Origin of the sequence: Nostoc sp. TCL26-01, from assembly GCF_013393945.1 — a bacterium.
Taxonomy (GTDB): domain Bacteria; phylum Cyanobacteriota; class Cyanobacteriia; order Cyanobacteriales; family Nostocaceae; genus Trichormus.
Genome location: NZ_CP040297.1, coordinates 5,674,374 through 5,699,455, shown reverse-complemented (window position 1 = coordinate 5,699,455; position 25,082 = coordinate 5,674,374). Strand labels below are relative to the sequence as shown.

At 40.9% G+C, this 25,082-nt stretch carries 23 protein-coding genes; 17 read left to right on the top strand and 6 right to left on the bottom strand.

Annotation, left to right across the window (positions count from 1 at the left end; genetic code table 11):
* Positions 1-22: 22 nt before the first annotated feature.
* Entirely contained in the window at positions 23-1,315 is a 1,293-nt protein-coding gene (locus FD725_RS24635) for a glycoside hydrolase family 10 protein (RefSeq protein ID WP_179050581.1), read from the bottom strand.
* 1,449 nt (positions 1,316-2,764) lie between these two features.
* Here FD725_RS24635 and FD725_RS24630 point away from each other — a divergent pair.
* The 5 genes from FD725_RS24630 to FD725_RS24610 all read left to right on the top strand — a co-directional run bounded on the left by FD725_RS24630 (position 2,765) and on the right by FD725_RS24610 (position 7,493).
* A complete protein-coding gene (locus tag FD725_RS24630) occupies positions 2,765-4,429 on the top strand; it encodes an MBL fold metallo-hydrolase (RefSeq protein WP_179050580.1) in 1,665 nt (554 codons plus the stop codon).
* Between the two features lie 277 nt (positions 4,430-4,706).
* Positions 4,707-5,297, top strand: a complete 591-nt coding sequence (locus FD725_RS24625) for a ParA family protein (RefSeq protein ID WP_179050579.1) — start codon at positions 4,707-4,709, stop codon at positions 5,295-5,297.
* A 163-nt stretch (positions 5,298-5,460) separates the two neighbouring features.
* A complete protein-coding gene (locus FD725_RS24620; RefSeq protein WP_179050578.1) occupies positions 5,461-5,733 on the top strand; it encodes a CopG family transcriptional regulator in 273 nt (90 codons plus the stop codon).
* A gap of 60 nt (positions 5,734-5,793) precedes the next feature.
* Positions 5,794-6,648: a MerR family transcriptional regulator gene (locus FD725_RS24615; RefSeq protein ID WP_179050577.1), complete on the top strand. Its 855-nt coding sequence runs from the start codon at positions 5,794-5,796 to the stop codon at positions 6,646-6,648.
* 128 nt (positions 6,649-6,776) lie between these two features.
* Positions 6,777-7,493: a DUF4386 family protein gene (locus FD725_RS24610; RefSeq protein WP_179050576.1), complete on the top strand. Its 717-nt coding sequence runs from the start codon at positions 6,777-6,779 to the stop codon at positions 7,491-7,493.
* A gap of 128 nt (positions 7,494-7,621) precedes the next feature.
* Here FD725_RS24610 and FD725_RS24605 read toward each other — a convergent pair whose 3' ends face one another.
* The gene (locus FD725_RS24605) at positions 7,622-8,140 is read right to left on the bottom strand and encodes a hypothetical protein (RefSeq protein ID WP_179050575.1); all 519 of its coding nucleotides are present in this window, start codon (positions 8,138-8,140) and stop codon (positions 7,622-7,624) included.
* A 497-nt stretch (positions 8,141-8,637) separates the two neighbouring features.
* Between FD725_RS24605 and FD725_RS24600 the strand changes: the two genes are divergently transcribed.
* On the top strand, positions 8,638-10,089 hold the full coding sequence (locus tag FD725_RS24600) for an integrase (RefSeq protein WP_179050574.1): 1,452 nt from the start codon (positions 8,638-8,640) through the stop codon (positions 10,087-10,089).
* Positions 10,090-10,260: 171 nt separating this feature from the next.
* Here FD725_RS24600 and FD725_RS24595 read toward each other — a convergent pair whose 3' ends face one another.
* Positions 10,261-10,569 carry a hypothetical protein gene (locus tag FD725_RS24595; RefSeq protein ID WP_179050573.1) on the bottom strand — a complete coding sequence of 103 codons (309 nt, stop codon included), beginning with the start codon at positions 10,567-10,569 and terminating at the stop codon, positions 10,261-10,263.
* A 369-nt stretch (positions 10,570-10,938) separates the two neighbouring features.
* On the opposite strand from FD725_RS24595, the gene FD725_RS24590 reads away from it, so the two are divergent.
* Positions 10,939-11,247: an RNA-binding protein gene (locus FD725_RS24590; protein ID WP_179050572.1), complete on the top strand. Its 309-nt coding sequence runs from the start codon at positions 10,939-10,941 to the stop codon at positions 11,245-11,247.
* A gap of 407 nt (positions 11,248-11,654) precedes the next feature.
* Here FD725_RS24590 and FD725_RS24585 read toward each other — a convergent pair whose 3' ends face one another.
* Positions 11,655-13,448 (bottom strand): SUMF1/EgtB/PvdO family nonheme iron enzyme, encoded by a 1,794-nt coding sequence (locus tag FD725_RS24585; protein WP_179050571.1) that lies wholly within the window; start codon positions 13,446-13,448, stop codon positions 11,655-11,657.
* A gap of 244 nt (positions 13,449-13,692) precedes the next feature.
* The gene (locus tag FD725_RS24580) at positions 13,693-14,085 is read right to left on the bottom strand and encodes a hypothetical protein (RefSeq protein WP_179050570.1); all 393 of its coding nucleotides are present in this window, start codon (positions 14,083-14,085) and stop codon (positions 13,693-13,695) included.
* A 134-nt stretch (positions 14,086-14,219) separates the two neighbouring features.
* Here FD725_RS24580 and FD725_RS24575 point away from each other — a divergent pair, with 134 nt between their 5' ends.
* The 5 genes from FD725_RS24575 (at position 14,220) to FD725_RS24555 (ending at position 17,228) form a co-directional block, all read left to right on the top strand.
* On the top strand, positions 14,220-14,483 hold the full coding sequence (locus tag FD725_RS24575; protein ID WP_179050569.1) for a type II toxin-antitoxin system ParD family antitoxin: 264 nt from the start codon (positions 14,220-14,222) through the stop codon (positions 14,481-14,483).
* Positions 14,480-14,887 carry a type II toxin-antitoxin system VapC family toxin gene (locus tag FD725_RS24570; RefSeq protein WP_179051677.1) on the top strand — a complete coding sequence of 136 codons (408 nt, stop codon included), beginning with the start codon at positions 14,480-14,482 and terminating at the stop codon, positions 14,885-14,887. The genes FD725_RS24575 and FD725_RS24570 overlap by 4 nt, the downstream gene beginning before the upstream one ends.
* A gap of 197 nt (positions 14,888-15,084) precedes the next feature.
* A complete protein-coding gene (gene rsmA, locus FD725_RS24565; RefSeq protein ID WP_179050568.1) occupies positions 15,085-15,900 on the top strand; it encodes a 16S rRNA (adenine(1518)-N(6)/adenine(1519)-N(6))-dimethyltransferase RsmA in 816 nt (271 codons plus the stop codon).
* A 48-nt stretch (positions 15,901-15,948) separates the two neighbouring features.
* Positions 15,949-16,899, top strand: a complete 951-nt coding sequence (gene ispE / locus FD725_RS24560; RefSeq protein WP_179050567.1) for a 4-(cytidine 5'-diphospho)-2-C-methyl-D-erythritol kinase — start codon at positions 15,949-15,951, stop codon at positions 16,897-16,899.
* Between the two features lie 17 nt (positions 16,900-16,916).
* Positions 16,917-17,228 (top strand): DUF3082 domain-containing protein, encoded by a 312-nt coding sequence (locus tag FD725_RS24555; protein WP_179050566.1) that lies wholly within the window; start codon positions 16,917-16,919, stop codon positions 17,226-17,228.
* Between the two features lie 2 nt (positions 17,229-17,230).
* Here the strand turns inward: FD725_RS24555 and FD725_RS24550 are convergent, their stop codons facing one another.
* Positions 17,231-18,151, bottom strand: a complete 921-nt coding sequence (locus FD725_RS24550; RefSeq protein WP_179050565.1) for a DNA-binding response regulator — start codon at positions 18,149-18,151, stop codon at positions 17,231-17,233.
* A 1,735-nt stretch (positions 18,152-19,886) separates the two neighbouring features.
* On the opposite strand from FD725_RS24550, the gene FD725_RS24545 reads away from it, so the two are divergent.
* The 5 genes from FD725_RS24545 to FD725_RS24525 all read left to right on the top strand — a co-directional run bounded on the left by FD725_RS24545 (position 19,887) and on the right by FD725_RS24525 (position 25,000).
* Positions 19,887-20,324, top strand: a complete 438-nt coding sequence (locus tag FD725_RS24545; RefSeq protein WP_256871743.1) for a hypothetical protein — start codon at positions 19,887-19,889, stop codon at positions 20,322-20,324.
* Positions 20,325-20,403: 79 nt separating this feature from the next.
* On the top strand, positions 20,404-20,700 hold the full coding sequence (locus FD725_RS24540; RefSeq protein WP_179050564.1) for a HetP family heterocyst commitment protein: 297 nt from the start codon (positions 20,404-20,406) through the stop codon (positions 20,698-20,700).
* A 357-nt stretch (positions 20,701-21,057) separates the two neighbouring features.
* Positions 21,058-21,906, top strand: a complete 849-nt coding sequence (gene trpC / locus FD725_RS24535) for an indole-3-glycerol phosphate synthase TrpC (RefSeq protein WP_179050563.1) — start codon at positions 21,058-21,060, stop codon at positions 21,904-21,906.
* 198 nt (positions 21,907-22,104) lie between these two features.
* On the top strand, positions 22,105-23,319 hold the full coding sequence (locus FD725_RS24530) for a FecR domain-containing protein (protein WP_179050562.1): 1,215 nt from the start codon (positions 22,105-22,107) through the stop codon (positions 23,317-23,319).
* A 118-nt stretch (positions 23,320-23,437) separates the two neighbouring features.
* Positions 23,438-25,000: an iron uptake porin gene (locus FD725_RS24525; RefSeq protein ID WP_179050561.1), complete on the top strand. Its 1,563-nt coding sequence runs from the start codon at positions 23,438-23,440 to the stop codon at positions 24,998-25,000.
* Positions 25,001-25,082 lie beyond the last annotated feature (82 nt).

The following is a 25,082-nucleotide window of genomic DNA, read 5'->3' as shown; positions in this document are numbered from 1 at the left end:
TGCTACGTCTCTACTAGTTTGGTTATTCAATTCTGGCACGCAAAGCAGGAGCAGGAAACAAAGCTTGAAATCCAGCTTTTCGTTCCTGGAAATCATCTGACGAATAATTCCATAAACTCCCGTAGTAGAAAAAAGCTACCCCCAAACCACGTTCTCGGGTCGCCCGGACTTGAGACTGGATTTGTTGCATTGGTACAGGATTATTGCGTAATCCTGTCATCACCCCAATACCTGTGGGGATAACTCGTTGCGCTTCTTGAATATCTGGACGGGAAATAGTCGAGATGAAACTTTGGAGATTGGGACGATACACCTGCACAATTAGTTCATCGACAATATCCATCCGTATCCAATTCAGCCAGTCTTGCAGTTGAAACCTATAAGCAAAATCATAATAATTGGGAGAAATTGAGAAAATCACATTGGGTTTTCTTGACTTTACCGCTTGGTTAAGCCGAATCATGAATGCTGTGATTTTATCTGCACGCCAATTTACCCACTCCGGATCTTGTGAATTTGCTGGAGGAGGATTCTTCGTTTCTCTTGTGTATAGATCAACAGTGTATCTATCGTAGCCAAACTCATGAGGCAAACTCATGTGATCATCAAACTGAATCCCATCAACATCATATTGAGTTACAGCCTCCACCACGAGATCGGTAATAAATCGCTGCACCTGGGGATGGAAAGGATTAAGCCATACTACCTCACCCGCCGCACTAATAGAAGTTTCTTCACCATTGCGTTTTTGTGTCAACCACTCTGGATGGTTGAGTGCTAGTTCTGAAGTTGGGGGAGCCATAAAACCAAACTCAAACCAAGGAATAGCTAGTAAACCTTGACGATGAGCTTGATTAATGATGTCTGCCAGAATATCATGACCATCTGAGCCACGGAACACAAAAGGTTGAATCCCTTCCCGTCGTGCGACAGCACTAGGATACATCACATAGCCAGAATTCCACATCACAGGGTAGATAGTATTAAAATTCAACTGGCGTAGCTTACTTGTAGCATCCTGGACTTTTCGCCGATCCTTGAGAATATCAAAATCGTTGTTAGTCATCCATACCCCACGAATTTCTTGACGAGGTAACTGAGCAACAACAGGCGGAAGATAATTGACTAGTAATACCGAGACAAACGATATCAAAACTAGCACAGGAAAAACACTCTTAATTAATTTTCGATGACCAGCATCTAAGTGTCTACGCCACCAACCGTGAGGAAAAAAACTCAATCTCATCGATTTGAATGATGCGTTAGCTACCCACACGCGCCATCGCATAAATTTGTAATGGAATTTACTAGCCATACAGTCTACAAACTTTCATGCTTACTAGAGATTTGGTTTATTATTGGTGATTCAATGCGGTGCATCGAAACTTCTGCCTCAACAAAATTGAAGCATACTTAACACAGTAAGTATAGTTGACGCAGCTATTACTAATTAGTGCCTGATGTAATTCTTTCTGTGGAAACTATATTTTTATGACGTTAGACTCGTTAATTACCTAATTAACAACCAGAATATTACTTATTTTAATCGCAATAATAAATACATATAAATTTTCTGTGTTTCTCTGTCACTCAACCTCATGAAAAATTCACAATTTCCGGAAAAATCAATGTTGAGTTTAGGGTGTGTATTTAAAAATATGACAGCTTCAGTTAAGGCGATCGCTTAAGTTTTATATTTTTGTGGAAACTCCAACCAAAATCGATTAGCAGCTAAATCTTTTCCTGTTTTGTCCACAATTTTTTTAGCTATCAGTTTTAATAACTAATACAATATCCGCTTCAATGAGAGATGAAAACCAAATTTTCTGTAGTAGTGTCGCAAGTATAATTTATAAGCTTGAGTCATCTCTTTTTTCGATTTTATCAAACAGAATACATGCGTCAGTCGTCACAATTCAGCATGAATTCTGTACGACTGGTGGATGTAGCTTGCTTCTCGCATGAAGGCGATTATTTGGACTTGCGCCTACTCTTCTGCTGACGGAGACGCTACGCGAACGAGTTCTCCTTTGGAGTAGCCGTAGGGTATGATGAATTAGTATTACAATTTTCCCGCCGTCGAACTCAGATTAATTCTGAGGCTGGTGAGAAGAAGTACTCTCCCGTAGGCTTATGCCTATCTGGCAACGCCAGCGACTTGATATCCTTGTTTAACGCCAACTTCTCCTCCTTTGGGCTTGGTGCTAGACAGGTGACACCAAAAAGTTCTACAATCTAAACTATTGTGGTAATTTTACCTATTGCCCAATCAACCCAAACATAGTAAAAACTTTCTGGCGATTACGCTAGATTTGACAAACGCGCTATTAATATAGGAAAGTCTTTCTGATTGAGTGATAAACCAATGGACGTAAAACTGATTTTAGTTGGTTTAACGGTTTTATTTAGTATTTCGTGCCTATTCTTTGGGACGAAAAATGGCTTTTATGATTCAGATAACTATCATGGCAATGGTTCTGCCCATTGAGAAAAACCCCATTGTTGGCAGCAGATCATCAGGACTACAGTGTAGCTCAGAGGTTAGAGGTACTTGCCTCTTGCCTAGATTTTGGTAATTTTTCGTTACTCAACTTTTACGAACCAGTACGAGTTCGTAAGAGGTGTTCTCCCCAATCAACAATTCACTTGCTCAGGTTTTAGGGGCGCACTATCGAAACTTACCCCTAAGCAATAAAGCCAAAATTCCGGGAAATTCTGGTTTTTGGTACGGATAAATGATGATGAGATTGGAGAGGAAGAGAGGATGAAAGATAATCTATCAGCATACTCTCGGATTGAGCCAGGGGAAACGACAACAGAATTAGAATGTTTGCCCTATAGTGTTCAACACAATGATGAGGGTGTATGTTTATTGGTGCGGATGGGGCCATACCGCATCATTTTGGATTGTGGTTTTGGCGATATTTCCTTCTTGCAGAAAAATTTAAACAAATCCTCTCCACAACGAACTCCACCCTTACCCGCAGATTTGGTGTTAGTGACTCATGCTCATCCAGATCATGCTAGAGGTTTGCTGGCACTACATCAAGCTTTTCCTCGCTTACCCATCTATGCTAGTGAAGTAACTAGCAAGTTGCTGCCCTTAAATTGGTTGGATAAGAAAGATGTGCCGCCTTTTTGTCAAGCATTGCCGTTGCGATCGCCTGTAGAATTGCACGATGGGCTAGTAGTAGAAATCTTTCCCTGCGGACATTTACCGGGAGCAGTGGCAATTCTCATCACCTATACTACAGAAGATCGGGCTTACAAGTTACTCTACACCGGAGATTTTTTCCTCTCCAACTCCCGCCTAGTTGAAGGTTTGCGCTTAGAAGAATTGCGGGGAACAGAATTGAATGTGTTGATTATCGAAGGGACTTACGGTACATCCCGACACCCCCACCGCCGCAACCAAGAAAACCAATTAGCTGAGAGAATTAATCGGGCGATCGCTGATCGTTGTTCTGTATTGTTGCCTACTCCTGCGTTAGGATTAGGACAAGAACTATTGATGTTGCTGCGTTCCCATCACCATTTCACCGGCAGAGATTTAGATATTTGGGTGGATGGGGCTGTGGCTACGGGGTGCGATGCTTATCTAGAACTATTACCCCATCTACCAGCCTCAGTGCAAAACTTCGCTCGTCATCAACCTCTATTTTGGGATGAGCGTGTGCGTCCCCGTGTCCGACGATTACAACCAGAACATCGTAGCACTGTAGGTAAATCGCCCTGTATTGTTCTGACTGATTCCACCGCTAATTTGGAGCAATATTGCCAACCGGAAACTGGGCCTTGGCTAATCTTACTCCCAGAAAAAATTGATATTAGAGTTAATAAAAAATACTCAGCACCCACCACTACCGAAAGCTATCTGATGGCTCAACACAGTGATGGCCCCGGTACTACTCAGCTAATTCATAATTTGCGTCCCCAGCACGTGATTTTTGTTCACGGTTCCCCTGCTTACCTAGCCGATTTAACCAGTTTAGAAGAGTTGCAAAATCGTTATCACATCCATTCACCGGCGGCTGGTACTTTAGTGGAACTACCCATTGGCGATACTTTTTTACAACCAGCCGCACCAGAAACAAATTATGAAGGTGAACTGACAGAATTAGGTACAGTGATTACTGTTACTTTACCCGACGCAATTACTGCCGATCCGCGCTGGCGACAGTTTGCTGATACTGGTTTAATAGAGGCGAGATGGCAAGGTGAAGAACTGGTACTAAGGGGATTAACCCAAAAAGAACTACTCACTCAAAATAGCGATCGCTTTACTTTATCAGATATTGATTGCTGCGGTACTTGCCGTCACCAACGGGGACAACGTTGCTGGAATCCAGTTTCCCCTCTATATAACTTTAAAGTCACTCTAGAAGGCTACTGTCCTGCTTTTGAAAGCTCATCTCAGCCTGAATCTTAAACCAGTCTAATCAAAATTAAGAAAGCCACACATCATATGAGTTTGGGCTTGTCTGCCCTATTTTTTAGCAATTTTCAGTAACTACAATATTTTATACTTTTATGTCTACAGTTTACTGAATTTGTTTTGTATACTTATAGATAGTATGCTTAACAAATGTACACTTACTAAATTAAACATATAAACATCTAAATATTTAGATGTTTGTATAGAATTTAAATGTTTAAATGTTTAGGTATATAGTAGAATCAAAAAATTATTTGCGCTGATCAGAAAAATGATTATCACCGTAGCGGCGTTTAAGGGTGGAGTGGGTAAGTCTACAACGGCACTGCATTTAGCTACATATCTGCAAACCAAAGCTGATACACTGTTAGTAGACGGTGATTTAAACCGTAGTGCGTTAGATTGGTCGAATCGGGGTTGTTTACCCTTTAAGGTAGCTGATGAAAAGCAGGGAGTAAATTTAGCGGGGCTTTATGAGCATATCGTCATTGATACACCAGCCAGACCAGACCCAGCCGAGTTAAAAACTATTGCCAAAGGCTGTGATTTATTGGTAATACCGACTACACCAGATGCGATCGCTTTAGGCGCAACGTTACAAATGATGGAATTACTGAAAAAAATCAAACAAAACTATAAAATTTTACTAACTATTATGCCTCCAAATCCCAATAAAGCGGGAGAAGAGGCGAGAACAACTCTGTTAAATGCAGATTTACCTGTATTTAAATCAGGAATTCGCCGTTTAGCAGTGTTCCAGCGTGCTGCTTTAGAAGGAGTTCCAGTTAATGCTGTCAAAGATGCTTATGCACAAATTGCTTGGCGATGTTATGCGGGGGTGGGAAAGGAAATATTAGACTAATTCGTAATTTGTAATTTACGCCTAATGTGTATTAAAGACGAAAACCCTACATTTATCGTTGTAGAGACGTTGCATTGCAACGTCTCTACCGCACCAGAATCCTCGACATATCGTTGATTTTTGTAATTCACATCAGACGTAATTTGTAATTTGTAATTTAAGTATGAAAAAAACTAGCCGATTTGATGATTTAATTGATGCTGCTCGTAGTCGTCAACAGCGAGATCAACCAGCATCAAATGTAGAGCAAACGACGGCTCAAAGTAAGAGTACAGACCCTGCTTATACTCGAACAACTCTCTACCTACCCAAACAACTACATCGACAGCTAAAAGCCTCAGCAGTGGCGCAGGAACGACAAATGAGTGATATTGTCGCGGAATTGATTGAGCAATGGCTGGTGGGAAAAGAGGCAAATAGTGACACAGAATCCTAGATGGAGACGATTTGAAGAGAAAAGTGCCACAATTCTGTTTGAAGATTTAGTGATAAGCCTGTGTTCAAGATAGGAGATTTTTCCCGGCTAGGACAAGTATCTGTGCGAATGCTGCGCCACTATGATGATCTAGGTTTGCTCAAACCAGCTCATGTTGATCAGTTTACAGATTATCGCTACTATACGATTGAGCAGTTACCTCGACTCAACCGGATCTTAGCTCTCAAGGATTTGGGGCTACCCTTAGAGCAGATTGCTGATTTACTGCGAAAAGATTTGCCTTCAGCACAACTCCAACATCTGCTGCAATCAAAACAGAAAGAACTGCATCAACAACTTCAAGACACTCAAGGACGGCTAAATCGCCTTTCTGCTCGGTTACGTCAACTAGAGCAAGAAGGACAGCCTTCCGCCTATGATGTGATTATCAAGTCTGTGCCTGGGTGTTGCATTGCCTCTGCTCATCAGATTGTGCCTACTGCTGCTGAGATGCCTAAATATCGAGGGATGTTGATTCGGCAACTCTACGCTTGGTTGAAAGAGCAAAATATTGTGCCGATTGGCTGTGAGATTGTCCTGTATCACATCTCAGAGTATACAGAAACGAACATTGACATGGAGTTTACGATCGCTATTCCGGAACCCATTCAACCAACTTGGGACACTGGACAAACGGGGATTACTGTTCGCCAATTGCCAGCGATCGCTCAAGTTGCTAGTGTTGTTCATAGTGGGATGATTCGCAACATTACCCAGGCGATTATAGCTCTCTTTACTTGGATTGGTACAAATGGTTATACCACGAGTGGAGCAATTCGAGAAATTCATTTGTTTGGGGCAGAAACGCTGCGAGTGCGAGATCAGCCGGTGGTGGTGGAACTGCAAGTCCCAATTGAACCGTTTGAGTCTAATTAAGATAGCAGAATATCTAATCGACCTTTTTTGAATTCCCCATTCAGCGTTCCGTAGAGAAGGGGTTGACTCTCACATAATGAGAGACTCTACCTTTAGCACAGGTGATTCCTGTACTAAGTGAAACTATCATGTCAGAACAAAACGTCTTGTCTCCAAAACCTCTGCATCTCATCGCTGGTTGGGTTCTGGTTGTTGAAAGTCTGCTGCTCTTTGTCCCTGTTGCTATTTTAGGACAGGCGATCAACTGGCCCCAAAGTTTGGGTGATCCAGCAGATGTAATGCTACCACTTTTAGTTCAAAATGCAGCAGCAGTTAGGCTTGGTTACTTCATCTATCTGGCTTACTCGATGCTTTTTTGGGTAGCTGCTTTGTTAACGATGCAAGTTTTAAGCCACGGAAAATCTTATTCTCTCTGGCTACGCATTGCGGCTGGGTTTGGTGTAGCTTCTACTATTGCTCGTTGTTTAGGTATTATTCGCTGGCTCGTTGCCATGCCCGCTTTAGCAACAGTTTATACCAATCCAGCAACATCTAGCCAAACTCGTGAGGCGATCGCTGTTGTATATCAAGTTCTCAACAACTATGCTGGCTCAGTCGGGGAAGTGCTAGGTGTGAGCTTATTTGCAGCTATCTGGTTAGCGATGGTGTCGTTGACGATTTTGCAAACTCGAATAGTATCTCGCTGGTTAGGATTCTTGGGCTTAGTATCAGCAACGCTGTTGGTTTTTCAATTAGCTGAGTTGTTGGGAATCGATTTGGGTGCATTCATCACTGTATCGGTGAGTGTTCAACAACTCTGGTTTTTGGTGATGGGCATTGTCTTGTTGCGTTGGCGATCTATTTAACTTACCTGGGTATGGTATTATGAGCATCTGAAGCGATTATTTTGAAAAAAGGTTTTGTAGGGCGATCGCCTGTGAAATAGCAAAGGCAAACATCCGATCAACCTACACTGCTGTTTGGATGTTCTTGATTAAAGTACAATATCCTCACCTTTTTCGGTAAAGCGCACGTCTTTAATTTTCCACTGAGGATTACTAGTTAAGGTTTTGCGGAGGCTACCAAAGAGAACAAATTGTTCACAGCTAGATAATGATGCGAATTGCCTTCTAGACTGAGGGGAGAGTCGTAAGTCTACTGTGGCAATGCCATTTCTAACTCTGACACGATAACCAGATAAGTTAAAGTCGGCGGTGTCTTGTGCTGCGATAATTTTACCCACGGTATTAGTGACTGGTTCGGCGGCGGGGACAGCAACTTGTAGTGGAAGTAATTCTTGACACTGTACATCACTGGTATACAACGTGACGTTAACTGTTTTACCAGAAATTGCTTTAGGCTCAGTGTTATTGGTTTTAGCTCTGAGTTGAGCCATGCTAGGCGATGGGGCTGGAGATATGGTATTTTGGGTTGTGGTGGGAGGTGTACTACAGTTGGTGAGGCTGGCAGCGATCGCTACTATCATCAAAGAGAAAAGGGGCTTGTTACTCATAATTCATCACATTTCTTGTGTATCTTTCTCTTAACTCCAGTATATTTGGCATCTATTCCGTATAAATTTACCCGATTTTATGATGATTCTGACCATTAACTATTGACTTTTGACAAAGCTAGGACGTACCCCGGATTTCTCCCCAGACTTATTAAACTGATGTTTTCTCTTTGTCCAAAGATTGTAGGGGCGGGTTCATTAAGATCATTGTTAATCATTAATCATTTCTGTAAACCCGCCCCTACCGCTTGTGAGAAATGCGGGTTACGCACTCAACAAATAAACCCTTCGGAGGGTGGTCAATAGTCGATAGTCAATGGGAGCCAGCCGCTTGCGGGGGTTTCCCCCGTTGTGCGGACTGGCGTTCAAAATCAAGTTTTTTTGGACTATTGACTATTGACAAAAAAGCCAGAAAATTTAGTGATACTGCGTAAGTCCTTTACTTCTTGGCTATTATTGGCTATCTTCAAAACCAAGACAGCGCTTCATTAAAGCCTATGCCTTATACCTTTGACCCGCGAAAATCAGCATGGGATGGTACACCAATTGAGCAATGGGAACCGTCGAAATGGAAACAATGGAAAGGGAAACAAGCTGATGAACCAGCTAAAATAGAGCGTGAATATCTACGAATTAAGCACGCTATTCACCAGGCTAACGCAGCATTAAGTCTAGATAGAGTCAAGATTAGACTCAAACTTACCAGTGCCAAAAGTATCGGCTTACAAGGCACTTTCCCGTGTAAACCGGGGGATGTTGGTAAACAAGGTAGTCCGAATAAACAATATACGATTTCCTGTGGGTTTGCTGCTAGTGATGCTGGGGTAAAAATGGCAGTATTAAAAGCACGGGAATTAGATTTGTCGTTAATTACGAAGCAGTTTCAGTGGACACCAGAGTTACTAGGTAAGCAAGCACAAAAAATAGAAGTTATTCATGATATTAATTCTGGCAAACTAATTAGCGAATTGATTCAAGAATATGAGCGTGAGTTTTGGAAAACTCATGAACAAAATCGCCGAGGAATTAGGACTTGGGAAACTCATTATATTAGACATCTGAAAAAGTTACCCCAAGATGTACCCATGTCTGCTCAAGCTTTAGAAATAGCTTTAGAAAAGACTCAACCCAATACATCATCTAGATTTTTTCTGGTATGGCAATTAAAGAAATTCTGTGAATTTTGCGGTATTGATGATTTTAAAACAATTCACGCCTATGCTACTCCTAAACCTCATCCCACTATCCGCAAGATACCTACAGATGAGGAGATTATCCAAGGTTTTACTAAGATTGGTTTGCCTTTATCAGTATACACAAGTAAAGAAAACATTACACAACCAGAACAATGGCAATGGGCTTATGGAATGTTAGCTACCTATGGCTTAAGACCTCATGAATTATTTGCCGTAGATATAGCAGCATTTATCAATCCAGCAAATACTTTTCATCTAGTAAATTTAAATCCCCGCCTCACCGATGGGACTAAAACTGGTGAACGTAGCTGTGGAATTCCGCCACTACATCCCCATTGGGTAGATTTATTCAAGTTAAAAGATATTAGGTTTCCTCACAACGAAGGAAAACTGAATAATAAAACAGCAAAACTTTACATCAAATTTAGAACTGCTGATACAGGCTTTAGACCTTATGATTTACGTCATGCTTATGCTATTCGTGGTCATCGTTTACGAGTTCCTATCAAGACGATGGCAGATTACATGGGTCATACAGTCCAAGAACATACTAAAACATATCAAAGATGGATGAATGAAGATACGAATTTAGCAATTTATCAAGAGGTAGTCATCCATCGACAAGGAACTACAAAAGAAGCGATGAAGGAAAGAATTAATGAGTTAGAAGCTGAGAATTTAGCTCTTAAGGCTGAAAATGCTACACTCAGAAGCTTGTTAGTTCAGCATCAATTGGGTGAATTATTGATTTAAACGAGAATTTCTGGGGTTAGCGCTAGCTTATCGGAGGTATCGCTTTTCAGATAGAGTAAAAAGGCTGCTATAGATACTCAATTTATGAAGGTAAAATATCCATAGCAGACTTTGTTGTACTTTTACTAGTCACATCCACGAAGATATCTTAAATACTAGAAATAAAAAGTCTTAGTTTTCTTGCTCTACACTAGCGACGGTAGAGTGAGATTTCCCCTGGATGCTCGTCACACAAAAATTAATATGGTCACGAATAGCCTTTTCATAGACGAGAGTCTGCTTTGTGCGTATCCCGATAGGCTGATATATCAAGTTAATTTCCGGAAATTCGCACCAATACATCAAAAAAACGTCTCTGGCAGGAGTAATAATTTCATAATTATTTTCTTGTCTTTTTTTCTTCAGTTTACAATTATTTAGTTGTAATTTCTGTCTAAATAATTTCTCAAACTCTGGAATGACATCCGCAGCGATTTTCATACTTTATACACGTTAAAACGTGCTAATTACGCAAACAATATCAGATCATGCCGCTTAGTATAACACTCTAGCTACCTATGATATTTTTTTACCTCAAGCTGAGATTATAGGACTTACGCACTTAAACCATCAACACTCTTAATATATTTAATTTCTGATGATACTTAGCTATAAATTGCTCATATGACTTTATGTGACGCTTTTTTGTGTTTCCTCCCCAAAACTGACCTAATATGCAATGATGGGAGGCGAGAGTTATTTCGGTTAACAGCTTTTGTTTTTAGTATTGACAGGTATTTTGTTTTTGGTATTTACAAACTTTTCTCCGAAACATAAATCTCTACACATTTATCATTTCGGAGACAATCTATGTCAGTTTACGTAGGCAATCTTTCTTACGATGTTACAGAAGAGAGCTTGAATGCTGTGTTTGCAGAATATGGTTCTGTGAAGCGTGTTCAACTACCTACAGACCGTGAAACAGGTCGTGTACGCGGCTTTGGTTTTGTGGAAATGGGTTCTGATGCAGAAGAAACAGCTGCTATCGAAGCTCTTGATGGTGCTGAGTGGATGGGACGCGACTTGAAAGTGAACAAGGCTAAACCCAAAGAAGATAGAGGTTCCTTTGGTGGTGGCGGTAACCGTGGTGGTGGATACGGCGGACGTAACCGTTACTAAGTTGTTGTTCAATAAATTAATTTGATTTAGTGGAGGCTCAAGTATTTCTGCTTGAGCCTTTTTTGCGCGGAATTTGCACTAGGCGTTGAAAAACTATGAATGTGCGTTGTATTTTGATTGATGATGTCATCGAGTATTGTATGTGTTGTCAACCATATTGTAGAGACGTTGCAAGGCAACGTCTCTACAGGATCATCATGGTGTACAATATGATTATTGGGTGTGACATTTTTATTGATATTGATGATGTGTTTGGGTTTAAAAAATATTTGTGGTGAGTTTTAGTAAGCATCAAAATAGGTTTTGATGTGAAATACCCAAATAAAAAAATCGTTCCGCCAGAGGCGGAGGGAAAAATAAAGAAGTGTAAAGAGCAAGAGGGCAAAAGGGCAAAGGGCAAGGAGTCCTCACTCGGAAACTAGAACGACGCGAAAACCGAAACCGCTGTAGCGGTTGACGGCTGAACTCCTGAGACGGTTCGCACTGCGACAGACCACTGGGCTGAAGTTCCAAGAACCACCATGCAGCAGACGAATACTATTATCATTCTCAAGCCACGCACTATCATTTATGGGTGCGCCATTGTAATAATCATGCCAGTGGTCTTGACACCATTCCCAAACATTGCCGTGCATATCGTGTAAACCAAAGGCATTGGGCGGAAAAGCGTCTACAGGAGTTGTTTGTTGACGATATTTTCCTTTTGGCGCAGAACTATAAGTATAGTTACCATCGTAGTTAACTAAATCAGTGGTAATTGTTTCCCCAAAATAAAATGGCGTAGTAGTCCCTGCACGACAAGCGTATTCCCATTCTGCTTCACTAGGTAGTCTATACTTACGCCCTGTCTTTTGACTAAGTTTGTTACAAAACTCTACCGCATCATTCCAACTCACTTGTTCTACTGGTCGTTTCTCACCTTTAAAGTTAGAAGGATTAGCCCCCATAATCGCTTGATACTGGGCTTGAGTAACTTCATATTTCCCCATAAAGAATCCAGGGACTGTTACCTGATGCTGAGAACTTTCATCTGCACGTCTTCCCACTTCCTCTGCTGATGAACCCATCGTAAATGTTCCCCCTGGTATCTGTACCATTTCCAAGGTGACACCATTCCCCAATTGTTCAACCAAATATTTTGCTTCCCTGTTGCTGCGGTTAGTAATGCTTCCTTGTGAATTTACCGTCACCACTTCAAACTGAAAGATTTGTAATGGATTTTTTTCAATTGTAGATGTTCCCTTAATAGAACTTTCAGGAGTATCAATAGGGAGTGGCAAATTTACTTGACGTTCCCATCTCAATCGGTCAATTCTTTTAATTGCGTCAATCGCATCCATATCTGAACCAGAAGCAGCAGCTAATACCCGAATCCATAATTGCTCTGCCAAATCTAAATTTTTCTTTACTTCTGCTTGATAGGCATCATTTTTCAGCGTGGCAATATCAGCGAGGGTTGCATATTTGGGTACGAGTATCAAGTGAGATTTACTGATAGGCTCGGCAATAATGTATGGTGTCTGTCTCTTATTTATATGCTGACGCACAATTTCCGGTACACGCAGGTTGAGATACTGGTTCAGCCTTTCCACTGTGGCACATTTACCTTGAATGCCTAAACCTTCCAATAAGGCTGTGGTAAAAGCACCTTGTTGTAATGCTTGTATTTCATAAGAATATTCTTGGGGACTACAGGAAAATATGCTGATAACGCCTTGTTGACGTGCTTCTTCAGCTGTTTGTCGTCCTATCCCTTCACCACTTTTTTGACTTTGATTGCGACAAGCATCCAAAATTAAGACAACGTTATCTGCACCACAACGACGCAGGCGTTCGGTGACAAAGTTAATGGGAATGGCTGTATTTTCGATATCTTCTGGGTCGCCGTCACAGGGCATGAGATAATCGCGGTTAGCATGGCGGATTCCATGCCCACTGAAGAAGAACCAAAAATTATCCCCTGCACCCATGAAGGGGTTGTTAAATAACTGTCGCAAAATGCGTAATAAGTTGGTGCGAGTGGGACGGGTTGATTTTCCAGCAACATCGGGGGAGTCATCGGAGAAATAGAAAACCTTCTCAAACCCAGCCTCGTTGCCAAGAAACTGCTGCATCAACTGTGCATCCCGCTTGGCATAATTTAGCGGTTGCAGTAAATCATACTGGTTAATGCCGATCGCGATCGCCCAATTTTTTACCATCTCGCTTGGGTTATTGTCGCCTAAACATACTAGGTTAAGTGGTTTTTCTTAGTATCTTCGCATATATATATGTATATGGGTAGTAAGAGCAAAGAGCGATCGCTTATTATTGTCTTAGTTGTGGTGGTGTGTTGAATGCGATCGCACTCATTTTTTAACGCAGAGGTTCGCTGAGTTTTGATTCTGAGTCTCGTTTGAAGTATACCAAGTGCGATCGCTTCTGGTGGAGTATATTTTTAGTATCTTACTTGGCTTCTTGTCGCCTAAATGTCAGTTTAATTGCTCCTTTACCCCCAGCTTTCGCACCGTTACCAATTAATTTAACTTCCCCTTCGCCACTAATCTCTACGGATAACTCTATTTCTTCTAGCTGTAACCCTGAATTCACACCGGCTTCTTTTTCTGCACGACTAAACAAGCGTCCTACTACTTGGAGAAAGTTAGTCATGTTTTGCTCTAGTGTCTGTGCGCTCACCTTCACTGCATCGCCTACACTTTTACTAGGAATAACTTCTCTGTCTGCTTCTTCTTCCCAGCCGCGTTTATTATTAATGGCACTTTTTGCGCCATCAGGTAGAGAAATTTGCGGTGCTTCATCGGTGACTATCCAAATGCTGTCTGGTGGTGTGTCTGGCATACTAGGTTAGGTGTTTTTTAGTATTTTTGCATAAATATATATAGAGGGGTGAAAGCTTGCTCACTTATTTTCAAGCTTGTCTACACCCTGATTATCTAAAATAGTTATGGGAAATTACCCTTGCAGATGAATCTATGAATGTCTCCTTAACTCCAGAACTTGAACAGTTCATCCAAATTCAAGTTGAAAGCGGTAAATATGCTTCGGCTGAGGAAGTGATTATTGATGCGTTGACGATGTTTGCCACGGGTTATGCTGAGGTAAAAATCAAACCACAAACACCAGAAGAACTTGGCTGGCCTGCTGGTTTTTTTGAACAGACTGCTGGTTGTCTACAAGATGATCCTCTGGTGAGGTATCCCCAAGGTGAGTACGAAGTTCGGGAGTCATGGGAGTGATTTATTTATTGGATACCAATGCTTGCATTGTTTATCTCAATCGCCCTATGTCTGGGGTGCGACGACGTTTAGAATCTTTGTCACCACCGGATATTGCTATTTGTTCTGTTGTGAAAGCTGAACTATTTTATGGTGCTAAAAGAAGTAAGAATCCTGAACAAACTTTAGCTTTACAGTCATCGTTTCTTAATCATTTTGTCTCTTTCACTTTTGATGATGTAGCCGCGACAATTTTTGGGATAATTCGTGCTGAACTAGCAAATTTAGGTACGCCTATCGGCCCTTATGATTTACAGATTGCATCAATTGCCAAAGCACATAATTTAATCTTAGTTACACACAATACAAGAGAATTTAGTCGCGTCAATGGTTTACAGATTGAAGATTGGGAGATGAATTACTGAGCGATTGCCTGACTCTGGCACAATAGTTATATCTTCCCTCAATTCCGACAACAAAGACAAACTCCAATACCACTTAACGTAAAATAAATCAATTATTTTATGGAAATAGCAATAAAATTTTACAATTAAAAGTAAGAAAAAAGTAAGAAATGGATTATTTGAGAAATACTGAAACTTAGATATAGTAAGGAAAATTGATGGTACGACCGCGCAAGGTATTTGCTCAACATTGGCTCAAAAGTGACAAGGCACTCGATGCGATCGCTAAAGCCGCAGGGTGTAGTACAAATGATCGGATTTTGGAAATCGGCCCCGGTACAGGTATTTTGACAAGGCGTTTACTACCTTTAGTACAGTCTTTAGTCGCCGTAGAAATTGATAGAGATTTATGTGCATTGTTGGCGAAACAATTAGGGAAACGAGAAAATTTCTTACTATTACAAGGAGATTTTCTGACTTTAGATTTACCATCTCATTTAGGGGGATTTCCTAACTTTCAAAATCCCAATAAAGTTGTGGCAAATATTCCTTACAATATTACCGGGCCGATTATTGAAAAACTCTTAGGAACGATCGCCTATCCTAACTCAACACCATTTGACTCAATAGTCTTACTCATCCAAAAAGAAGTAGCAGAAAGGCTATATGCTAAACCTGGGTCTAGAACCTTTGGAGCATTATCTGTCAGAGTGCAGTATTTAGCAGAGTGTGAATTAATTTGTCATGTCCCCGCCAGCGCCTTTGAACCACCACCAAAAGTAGATTCAGCAGTCGTCAAGTTGCGTCCCCGACAGATAGAAATTCCCGCAACTGACCCCAAACGATTAGAAAATTTAGTAAAGTTAGGATTCGCCGCTAAACGCAAAATGCTAAGAAATAATTTGCCATCAGTTATAGACCGCGATCGCCTGACACAATTACTGGAACAATTAAATATAAACCCCCAAGCTAGAGCTGAAGATATCAGCACCCAGCAATGGGTAACTTTAAGTAACCTACTCACAAGTGAATAAGTTACTCATCACTCCCTCACTCGCTCACTTCCTCACTCAGCACTAAAAATGCACTCTTATAATTTAATCGCCCCCGCCAAAATTAACTTATATTTAGAAATCATCGGCGATCGCCCCGATGGTTATCATGAGTTAGTGATGATATTGCAAAGTATCGACCTAGCCGACGAGATAGAATTGCATTCCATCAGTGATGAAATCATCCGCGTTCATTGCAACCACCCACAAGTACCCACAGACAAAACCAACCTCGTGTATCGCGCCGCCGAACTGATGGCGAAAAAATTTCCTGAAGCTTTAGCTAAACATGGTGGTGTGGACATAACCGTGAAAAAACATATTCCCGTTGCAGCTGGCTTGGCGGGAGGTTCAACTAACGCCGCAGCAGTTTTGGTAGGGATAGATTTACTGTGGAACTTAGGACTAACCCAAATAGAAATCGAAGAATTAGGTGCGATGCTCGGTTCCGATGTACCATTTTGTGTGGCGGGTGGTACAGTCATCGCCACAGGTAGAGGTGAACAACTTTCACCACTGCCCAGTTTAGATCATATATATATAGTATTGGCGAAATATCGTAGCTTAGAAGTTTCTACCGCCTGGGCATATAAAACTTATCGTCAGGAATTTGGTAATTTTTATATTCGAGACACAGATAATTTAGCAGCACGAGCCGCCGCAGTCCATTCAGGTGCAATCGTCAAAGCAATTTTAGCAAAAGACACTATAGCGATCGCCCAAAAATTGCACAATGATTTGGAAAAAGTAGTATTACCAGCTTATCCCCAAGTATTGCAACTCAGAGAACTATTCGCATCTCAACCAGATGTCATCGGCACTATGATGTCAGGTTCCGGGCCTTCAGTCTTCGCCCTTTGTCAATCTCAACAACAAGCAGAACAAGTTAAATTACAAGTTAGACAAGCAATTCCCGACGAAGATTTAGAATTATTTGTGACACAGACAATTACACATGGAATTCAGATAATTCGTAATTAAAAATCTCGACTTTCACTATGAACAACGACCCAAATCCAACTCAACCAACAGAGACAACCACACCCTTACGTTGTGTGCTAGGCGCAGCAGTTGCCGGCGGACTAGGATATGCAGCATATTCATTAATGATAGCGATCGCCACAAATTTTGCCAAAAAACCCATCCATTCAGATAACCAATTAGTCGTCAATCTGACTTCTGCCGTACGTACCTTGGTAGTTGGGATAGTTGCCTTGGGAAGTGGGATATTTAGTTTAGTTGCCATTGGTTTGTTAGCTTTAGGAATACAACTGTTAATCCAGCAGTGGACAAAATCCCAAAACAACTAACTCTAATTTATCACTGTCGCTAAGTAGTTTAGGACATAAACTGAGGATAAAATCCCCGATACCAACACACTTTCCAGCCTGTTCCCTGTCCCCTCTTCCCTCTCCCCTCCTCTAGGCTTGAGGTTCTTGTCATAGTAAAGAGATTGTTGCTGTTTTCTCCAAGCCTTCGGTGGTAAGCCGTGGTGTTGGCGAAACTGACGAGAGAAATGACAAGCATTTTGATAGCCGAGTGCGATCGCAATCTGCTCAATGGTTTTATTGGTATTCTTAAGTAGAGGACGCGCTGCTGCCATGCGACGCTTGAGAATCCAACCGTTGACAGTATCTCCCGTTTCTTTAGCAACTCGATTAGTCAGGTAAGCTGATGAATAGCCAACCGCCAGCGCCACATCCGACAGAGTAATTCCTTGATGGTAATTCGCTTCAATGTAATCAAATACTTCTTTGAGTTGGGGAATTGGGGGAAAAATAAACTCAGCATCATTAAGGATCGCTTCTGAAAGCTGATGTGATTGGCTAGCATACAAGTGCTTAAGTAGAGCTTGCTTTTGTAACCGGATAGCGATCGCTTTCATCAACTCCTCTATAGTAGAGGGTTTAGTGATATAATCATCAGCCCCCAACTCCATACCTTTACGCACAGCCGCTTTATCATGACTACCAGTCAGAAAAATGAAGGGGATAATCGCTGTTACAGGATCTTGTCGTAGTGCATTGAGAACATCGTAACCATCCATATCAGGCATCGCAATATCACAAATAATTAAGTCTGGTAAATATTTTTGTGCCTGTTGAATACCCACAAAACCATTCTCAGCCGCTAGGGTATCAAAACCTTTAGCTTCCAGAACCGTTAAAAAGAGATTGCGGGTATCGCTCTCATCTTCAATGACGAGAATTGTTTTCGATGATTCTTGCATCATTTTTCCATCACTAAGATTGGCGGCCAGAAAAAATTAACTAAATGTCAAAAAATTTTCGTGTATTCAAGGCTGAATTATATAGTGAACATTGCCCACCCTCAGCTTAAGTTTAGGATATTTTATGCTAATAAAAAAACTTACCTCAGCCTCATTTTAGGTGATTAAAATCAGACTAATATATCTCTGACTTAGCAAGTCGAGAATATTATTAAATCACCCATGCAAATCTTTTTCAAATTCTCGGTTACAGTAAGTAGATGAGAAAAACCCATGAATATATTCTCTCACTTATAACTTTGCCTTTGTCAACAAAGTAGTCTGTAAACCAGCAACAATTTTTAACTAAAGCAATCTTAAAATTAGTATGGAATGGTTAATATCCAATGGCTGTATTTTTAAAAGCAGAAATCATTTCTATATTCTATATAGAGATATATGCTATTAAAGAAGTGTGAAGACTACTATATGAGGCTAATTTACAACAAAGCATTTTTGATTCAGTTTGATTAGTAGATACTATGGTAATACATTTAGCGTAAAAAAGCATTTTTTGTCCATATACTAGATTTTTATCCCACAGAGTTCAGCATGAATTGGAGTCCCACACTTTGACCGACTCAGTGCATTGTTGGGTGACGAATCGTTGTTTAAAACCGTACTACGTCCCGCTACGCACTTTCGTCCCTAGTAGGCGAAAAAAATTAAAATATTCTTGCGTTAAAACTCTATCTCTGTCTGACACAGTTCAGATGCCTGCGGCAAGCCGCAAATCGTCTACGGCGGTAGCCGCCTCTCCCACGCCAGTCGCCTGCGACGAGAAACCTGACAAAGACGCTGCGCGAACAGCGCTAGCTCAACTTTGAGCTTTACGGGTAGACTATTCTGTATTTTGACTCCTTTTTATGATTTTCCTTTATCAGGAATCTAACTACATAATAATGTGCCGAGTCATCTGTCATGAGGTGTACATTTATTGGACATCATCTGTCCTAGTGTTTATTAAATATCTCTCAAAAGAAATAGTAAAAGTTAAGAACTTATGTATTTACCAACACAAAGATAACAGAGGGTTTCCCACTTTCGATGCTAATTGCCAATAAAATCAAGACTAAATATATTTAGATTAATCTGTTGTTATCAAGTAATTTTATTTTTGCTGTAATGTATAGCAGTCCACAGGTACAAACCCCAAGGATTCCCCAAATCAATAGAGATTTATATATCTCATGTGTGATTTCAGATGACGATTTTAATATAAATTAGCTAAAGTAACCTCTGTACGAAAATTTTCTCTTATCAAATAATGTTACTTTTTTATTAAGATATATTAAACAATCCATCATCAATTGTGTGCTGATCACAAATTACAGTAGTGACCATAATTAAAAAACTAACTGACATATAGAACTATTAATCAGATTCATCAATTCAAATAACGAAAAAAAAGATATGTCTATCAAAACATTAGTCATATATCTCGTGCCGAAGATTGAGTAATCTAAGCAAAGAAGCTGCTTCTGCAAAACGGTTCATCTTTAGGGGTTGATTTAACTAGATATTTATCCAGCAGAGCAAAATGCTGACTGGTTAAATTCACCCCTATTTTCAAAAATCATTATTTGGTGCTGATTTACCTCTGTTGTAGTGTCAAACTCTTCTTGTTGAGATAGAGAAATCGCCCTTCGCCCACTGTTGGCGATCGCAGTATACTCCCTCCAACACACAGAAAAGACCCATGATTTGTGACTTCCTCTCTAACACAACCCTCGGTAACGTGCGGATATCTCGCAACATCACCGAAGTGAAGATGGACACTGCACTAGATGAGATTCTCTTCCACCTAAATCAAGTGCGTGGAAGTTTGCTGACTAATAGTTACGAATACCCAGGGCGATATCAAAGATGGGCAATTGGATTTATCAATCCACCACGGCAAATTGCCACCAGAGACAACACCTTTACCATCACCTCACTTAATCCTGGTGTCCAGGTGCTACTACCAACCTTGTCCCAAAACCTATCCGCCCAATCGCAACTCCAGCCAGTCAATCTCAATCATAAATTTGCTCAACCCCAGACAATACCCAGTGAACTGAAAATCACAGGGCTAAAAATTTTTCAAAATATGGTGCAATTCTACCCGCAAAATTTAGAACCATCAGTAGGTTTCTAACCATAATTAACCTGCCGCCTATCTGGCAAATAGGCTGAAGGTTAACATCAAGTTGGCAATTAAATCATCAGGGAATTCTATGTATCAGCAAGAAACAAATTACAATTCACAGACAGTTAAAAACATCAATACCGATCAAGTTGAACAAATTGTCAAAGCAATCATAGCTGGTAAATATTCTTGGGCTTGTGTTTTACTGCTGCGATTTTCTGGTTATAACCCTATAGATTACATTCCATATCGTACCTATATCCGATTACTAAAAAATAACTATCTAAATAATACAGACAAAACTGCAAAATCAGATAATCAAGAAGTATTTGATTTGCCATCAAACTGGATTCCCAATAAAAATGTCGGACTGAAATCAATTTGAATGGTAATTAACGTGGGTTGGATATTGCCAATTATCCACAAGCATCTCTGAAAGAGAAGGCTTGACGATGGGCTATTCTAATTCATACTGAATTCTGACGACTGATACCAATTCACTAAAAATATGATACAGATCCAGACACGGAAACCCTTGTAAAACCAGGCTTTCTTAATTTTTAATTTTGAATTGGTATGACTCCTGAATGCCGTTTGATAACTTGTTTTGTCAAACTCACGTTAATTAATAATTCATAACTAATCCATGCTCTATCCCCAAAAAATAGAGCATGGAAACTATGTTTTTAAAATTGTGAATTATCAAACCATTTTTTCCTAATTACGAATTACGAATTAAACTATGATGTATTCCAGCGCCATCAATACAGCCCGACTGCAACCCATTATTCGAGAGATTGTCTGGCAGAAAAAGCAAGAAGTCACCCAACTACATCAAAAGATGTCCTTAGCATCTTTGCAACGTCAATTAACTGCTGCACCAACCGTGCGAGATATTTTAACAGCATTACAACAAAACTCTTACAAACCTAGCTTAATCGCCGAGATTCAAAAAGCATCTCCCAATCACGGAATTATTCGGGCAGACTTTGAACCGATAGCGATCGCCAAAGCATACGAAAGAGGTGGCGCAGCTTGTTTATCAGTCGTCACAGATACTACATTCTTTCAAGGCAATTTTGAAATGCTCCGTGCTATCCGCCAAAGAGTACCCTTACCCATATTATGTAAGGATTTTATTATTGATCCTTGCCAAATTTATGTAGCCCGTGCAGCCGGTGCAGATGCTATACTATTAATTCCCGCCATTCTCACAGACAGAGAATTGCAAGACTTCTTGTACGTGATTCATTACTTAGGGATGAATGCCTTAGTTGCAGTTCACACCTTAGCGGAACTAGACAGAGTACTGCAAATCAAAGACATCCGCTTAATTGGCATTAATAACCAAAATTTACAAGACTTAACCACCGATATTAGCACCACTCAAAACTTATTAGGCGCTAGGCGATCGCAACTACAAAACCTGGGGATCACAATCATCAGCGAATCAGGACTATACAAACACACCGATCTCACTCTCGTAGCCGCAGCAGGTATCAATGCAGTCATCGTCGGTGAATCGCTGCTCAAAGAACCAGACATCGAGCAAGCTGTAAAGCACTTCCTGACAGGCGATACAGCTACGTAAATTATTCGCAAAAATAATTTTCTCACAATTATCTGGAAATGCTCTAGAACAAGTTGTAGTAAACATCACTTATCTCAGCGAAACCTTAGCCCCTGCTTATATCAGGGGTTTTTATTTAAAAATCTTACCCATCCCCCATATAGTATAAAATCAAATGATTATAAATATCTTTAACAAAATTACTCAAGGTCAAATGTGATGCGGTGGCAAATTTGGTCATTACAGCGCCAGCTACTTGTTAGTACTTTGCTAACATTATTTTGGCTCAACCCAGCCTTAGCTCAATCAGAGCAGAACCTCACCCGTGCAGAAGTCTATAAACTCAGCAAAATTGTAGAATTACTATTACAAAATCAAACCCAACGTCCAGCCAAACTCAAAGATGTTGTAGTTCCCAAAGATGCAGTCAGAACAGGAGTGAGTTCTGAAGCTCAACTATTTTTTAATGATAAATCCCTGATTCGGGTAGATCAGAGTAGTGTATTTCGCTTTCAACCAGGACTGCGTCGCTTCAAATTGCCAAATCTCATTGCCCAAAATGAAACCATATTTAAATTAGACAATGGCACAGCTTTGATTTTGAGTCCGCCAGGGAGTGTAGGCACAGCAGTAGAAACACCACAAACTCAAGTCACCATCCTCGCATCAACTTCAGCCCCCAGTGATAAATTATATCCACCGGCACAATTAGCTAGTGCAGTCATGGTAATCCATAATCAAGAGCGCAACACCACACAAGTGTTTGCTCTCACAGATGGAGATATCAAAATCACAGATCAACAAGGTAAAAAAGCCGTCGCCTTACGTGGTGGTCAAACAGTAGCAGTGAAAAACGGCATAGTCGGCAATCCTCAAGAATTTGACCTGCCAGCATTTTATCAAAATATTACCCTTGCGGCCGGATTGGGGCCAGGACAAGAAAAAATAATTGCCCAAGAATCACCACCCGTACAAGAAACCCTCAAATTTGTCCGCGTACGAACATTAGCCGCCTTGAAGAATCAAGCCCAAAGATTTAAAGGATTTACCAGAACATTTCTTGCCGACGCACTCAACGGTACAGAAGGTGATTTAAACCCTCGTCCAACAATTTCCGTGAGAATTGTTAACCCCCAAGTCGTTACTGGGACTTTCTATAAAACCAGAGGTAACAACGCCGTTTTTATCCCTGACAATAATCCCAATTCGCCAACTAATATCTCAGTCGATTTTGATAAAGGGACTGTCACCATCAATGGCAATACAGGCGTATCCAATAAAGCCGGCTTGAGTGGGAATAATGCTAGTGGTTCAGTGATTAATGCCAACGGACAAATTACCCAAATAGAAGTTTTTGCCGTCAATGGAGAAGCACCACAAGATAACGTTCCCTATCGTGGTAGTTTGACAACAGGCATTGCTCGCGATCGCTAATTTTTTTAACTAATGAAGAGTGCTGAGTACTTCTTAATTTACTTAGCACTCAGGACTCAGCACTCAGGACTGAGTACGCAAATTAACTTGTGAATTTATTTATCGGGTGTGAGAAGAAATGCAAAATAAAATAGCTTTATTGCTCCTATCAGGAGTAGTGACGTTAGGTGTAGTTAATCCTGTGTTAGCAGAAAATCTCAATGCAGATTTAGCAGCAGAACTAACACCTGAAAACGATATGGCACAAGTAACATCAGTATCGCAACTATCTGATGTCCAACCTAACGACTGGGCTTTTGTCGCCTTGCAATCATTAGTAGAAAGGTATGGAGTCATTGCCGGTTATGCTGATGGCACATTTCAAGGCAACCGTGCCATGACTCGCTACGAATTTGCCGCCGGCTTAAATGCCGCCTTAGATAAAATTAATCAATTAATTGCCTCTGGAGTCACAGATAAAATTGACCAATCTGACCTAGAAACAATCAAAAAACTGCAAACAGAATTTGCCCCAGAATTAACCACTTTAAGAAGTAGAATTGACACCCTAGAAGCTCGTAGTACTACCATCGCCTCCCAGCAATTTTCTACCACTGTAGCGTTAGGAGGACAAGCCATCTTTGGTGTAGCCACAGGCTTTGGTGGCGATCCTCCAGGTAAAGGAGAAGCCAACACAATTTTTACCTATTTGGCTCAATTACAACTAGTTTCCTCCTTCACAGGGAAAGACCGTTTTCGTGCCGTTCTCGTATCAGGAAATGCTGCCAACGATAGCTTTGGTAATCCCGACGCATTCAATACCAACATGGCAAGATTAGCTTGGCAAGCAGATTACAACAACCAAGTCAGATTAGATTCCCTAGAATACCGCATCGCCGCTTTAGGCGATCGCGTCGTCTTCACCTTCAAACCTGTAGGATTTAGCTTAGGCAGTATACTCAGTTCCAACTCACCCTACGCCGACGCAGGACAAGGCGCAATTTCTAGCTTCGCCGGTGCCACTCCCATCTTCAAAATCGGTAGTCTAGATGCCGGCTTAGGCTTTGACTGGTTAGTCTCTGACGAAGTACGGTTGCAATTTGCCTATGGTACAAGAGGTAGCAACGATAGCAGTCGGGGTTTATTGGGTGCAGACAATAGCGCTTTAGGAGTACAGGTTTTATACAAACCCACATCCTCATTGATCACCGGTTTAGCCTATGTCAACGCCTACTCCCGTAATGGTAACTTAGATACCGGCACAGGCAGCAGTAACGCCGACACATCAGGCGGCATTAACGAACCCGCACAAATTCATGCCGTCAACGCCAGTATGAGATGGCAATTAACTAATCAGTTAGTTCTTGGTGCTTGGGGTGGTGTCATGGTGACAGATTCTCTCAAATCAGATGCCGTCATTCTCAGCAGCACCTACACCGTCTCGTTAGGTATATATGACCCCTTCGGCAGAAAAGGAGATTTCTTTGGCTTCCTCTACGGCTTACCACCAAAACTCAACAACGGCACATTAGTTGCAGCCGTAGATACAGGCAATTCCACCCACTACGAAGTTTTCTATCGCTACTTAGTCAACGATCATATTAGTATTTCTCCCGGCTTTTTTCTCGTCACCGACCCCGGTCATATTTCCCGTAACAATGATATATTTGTCGGGGCAATTCGCACCACATTTAGTTTTTAGAAATAGGTTGACCGATACGTCAGAATTAGTGATGTGATCGCTATTATCATATCAGTGTAAAGGCATGGGTAAAGCGATCGCC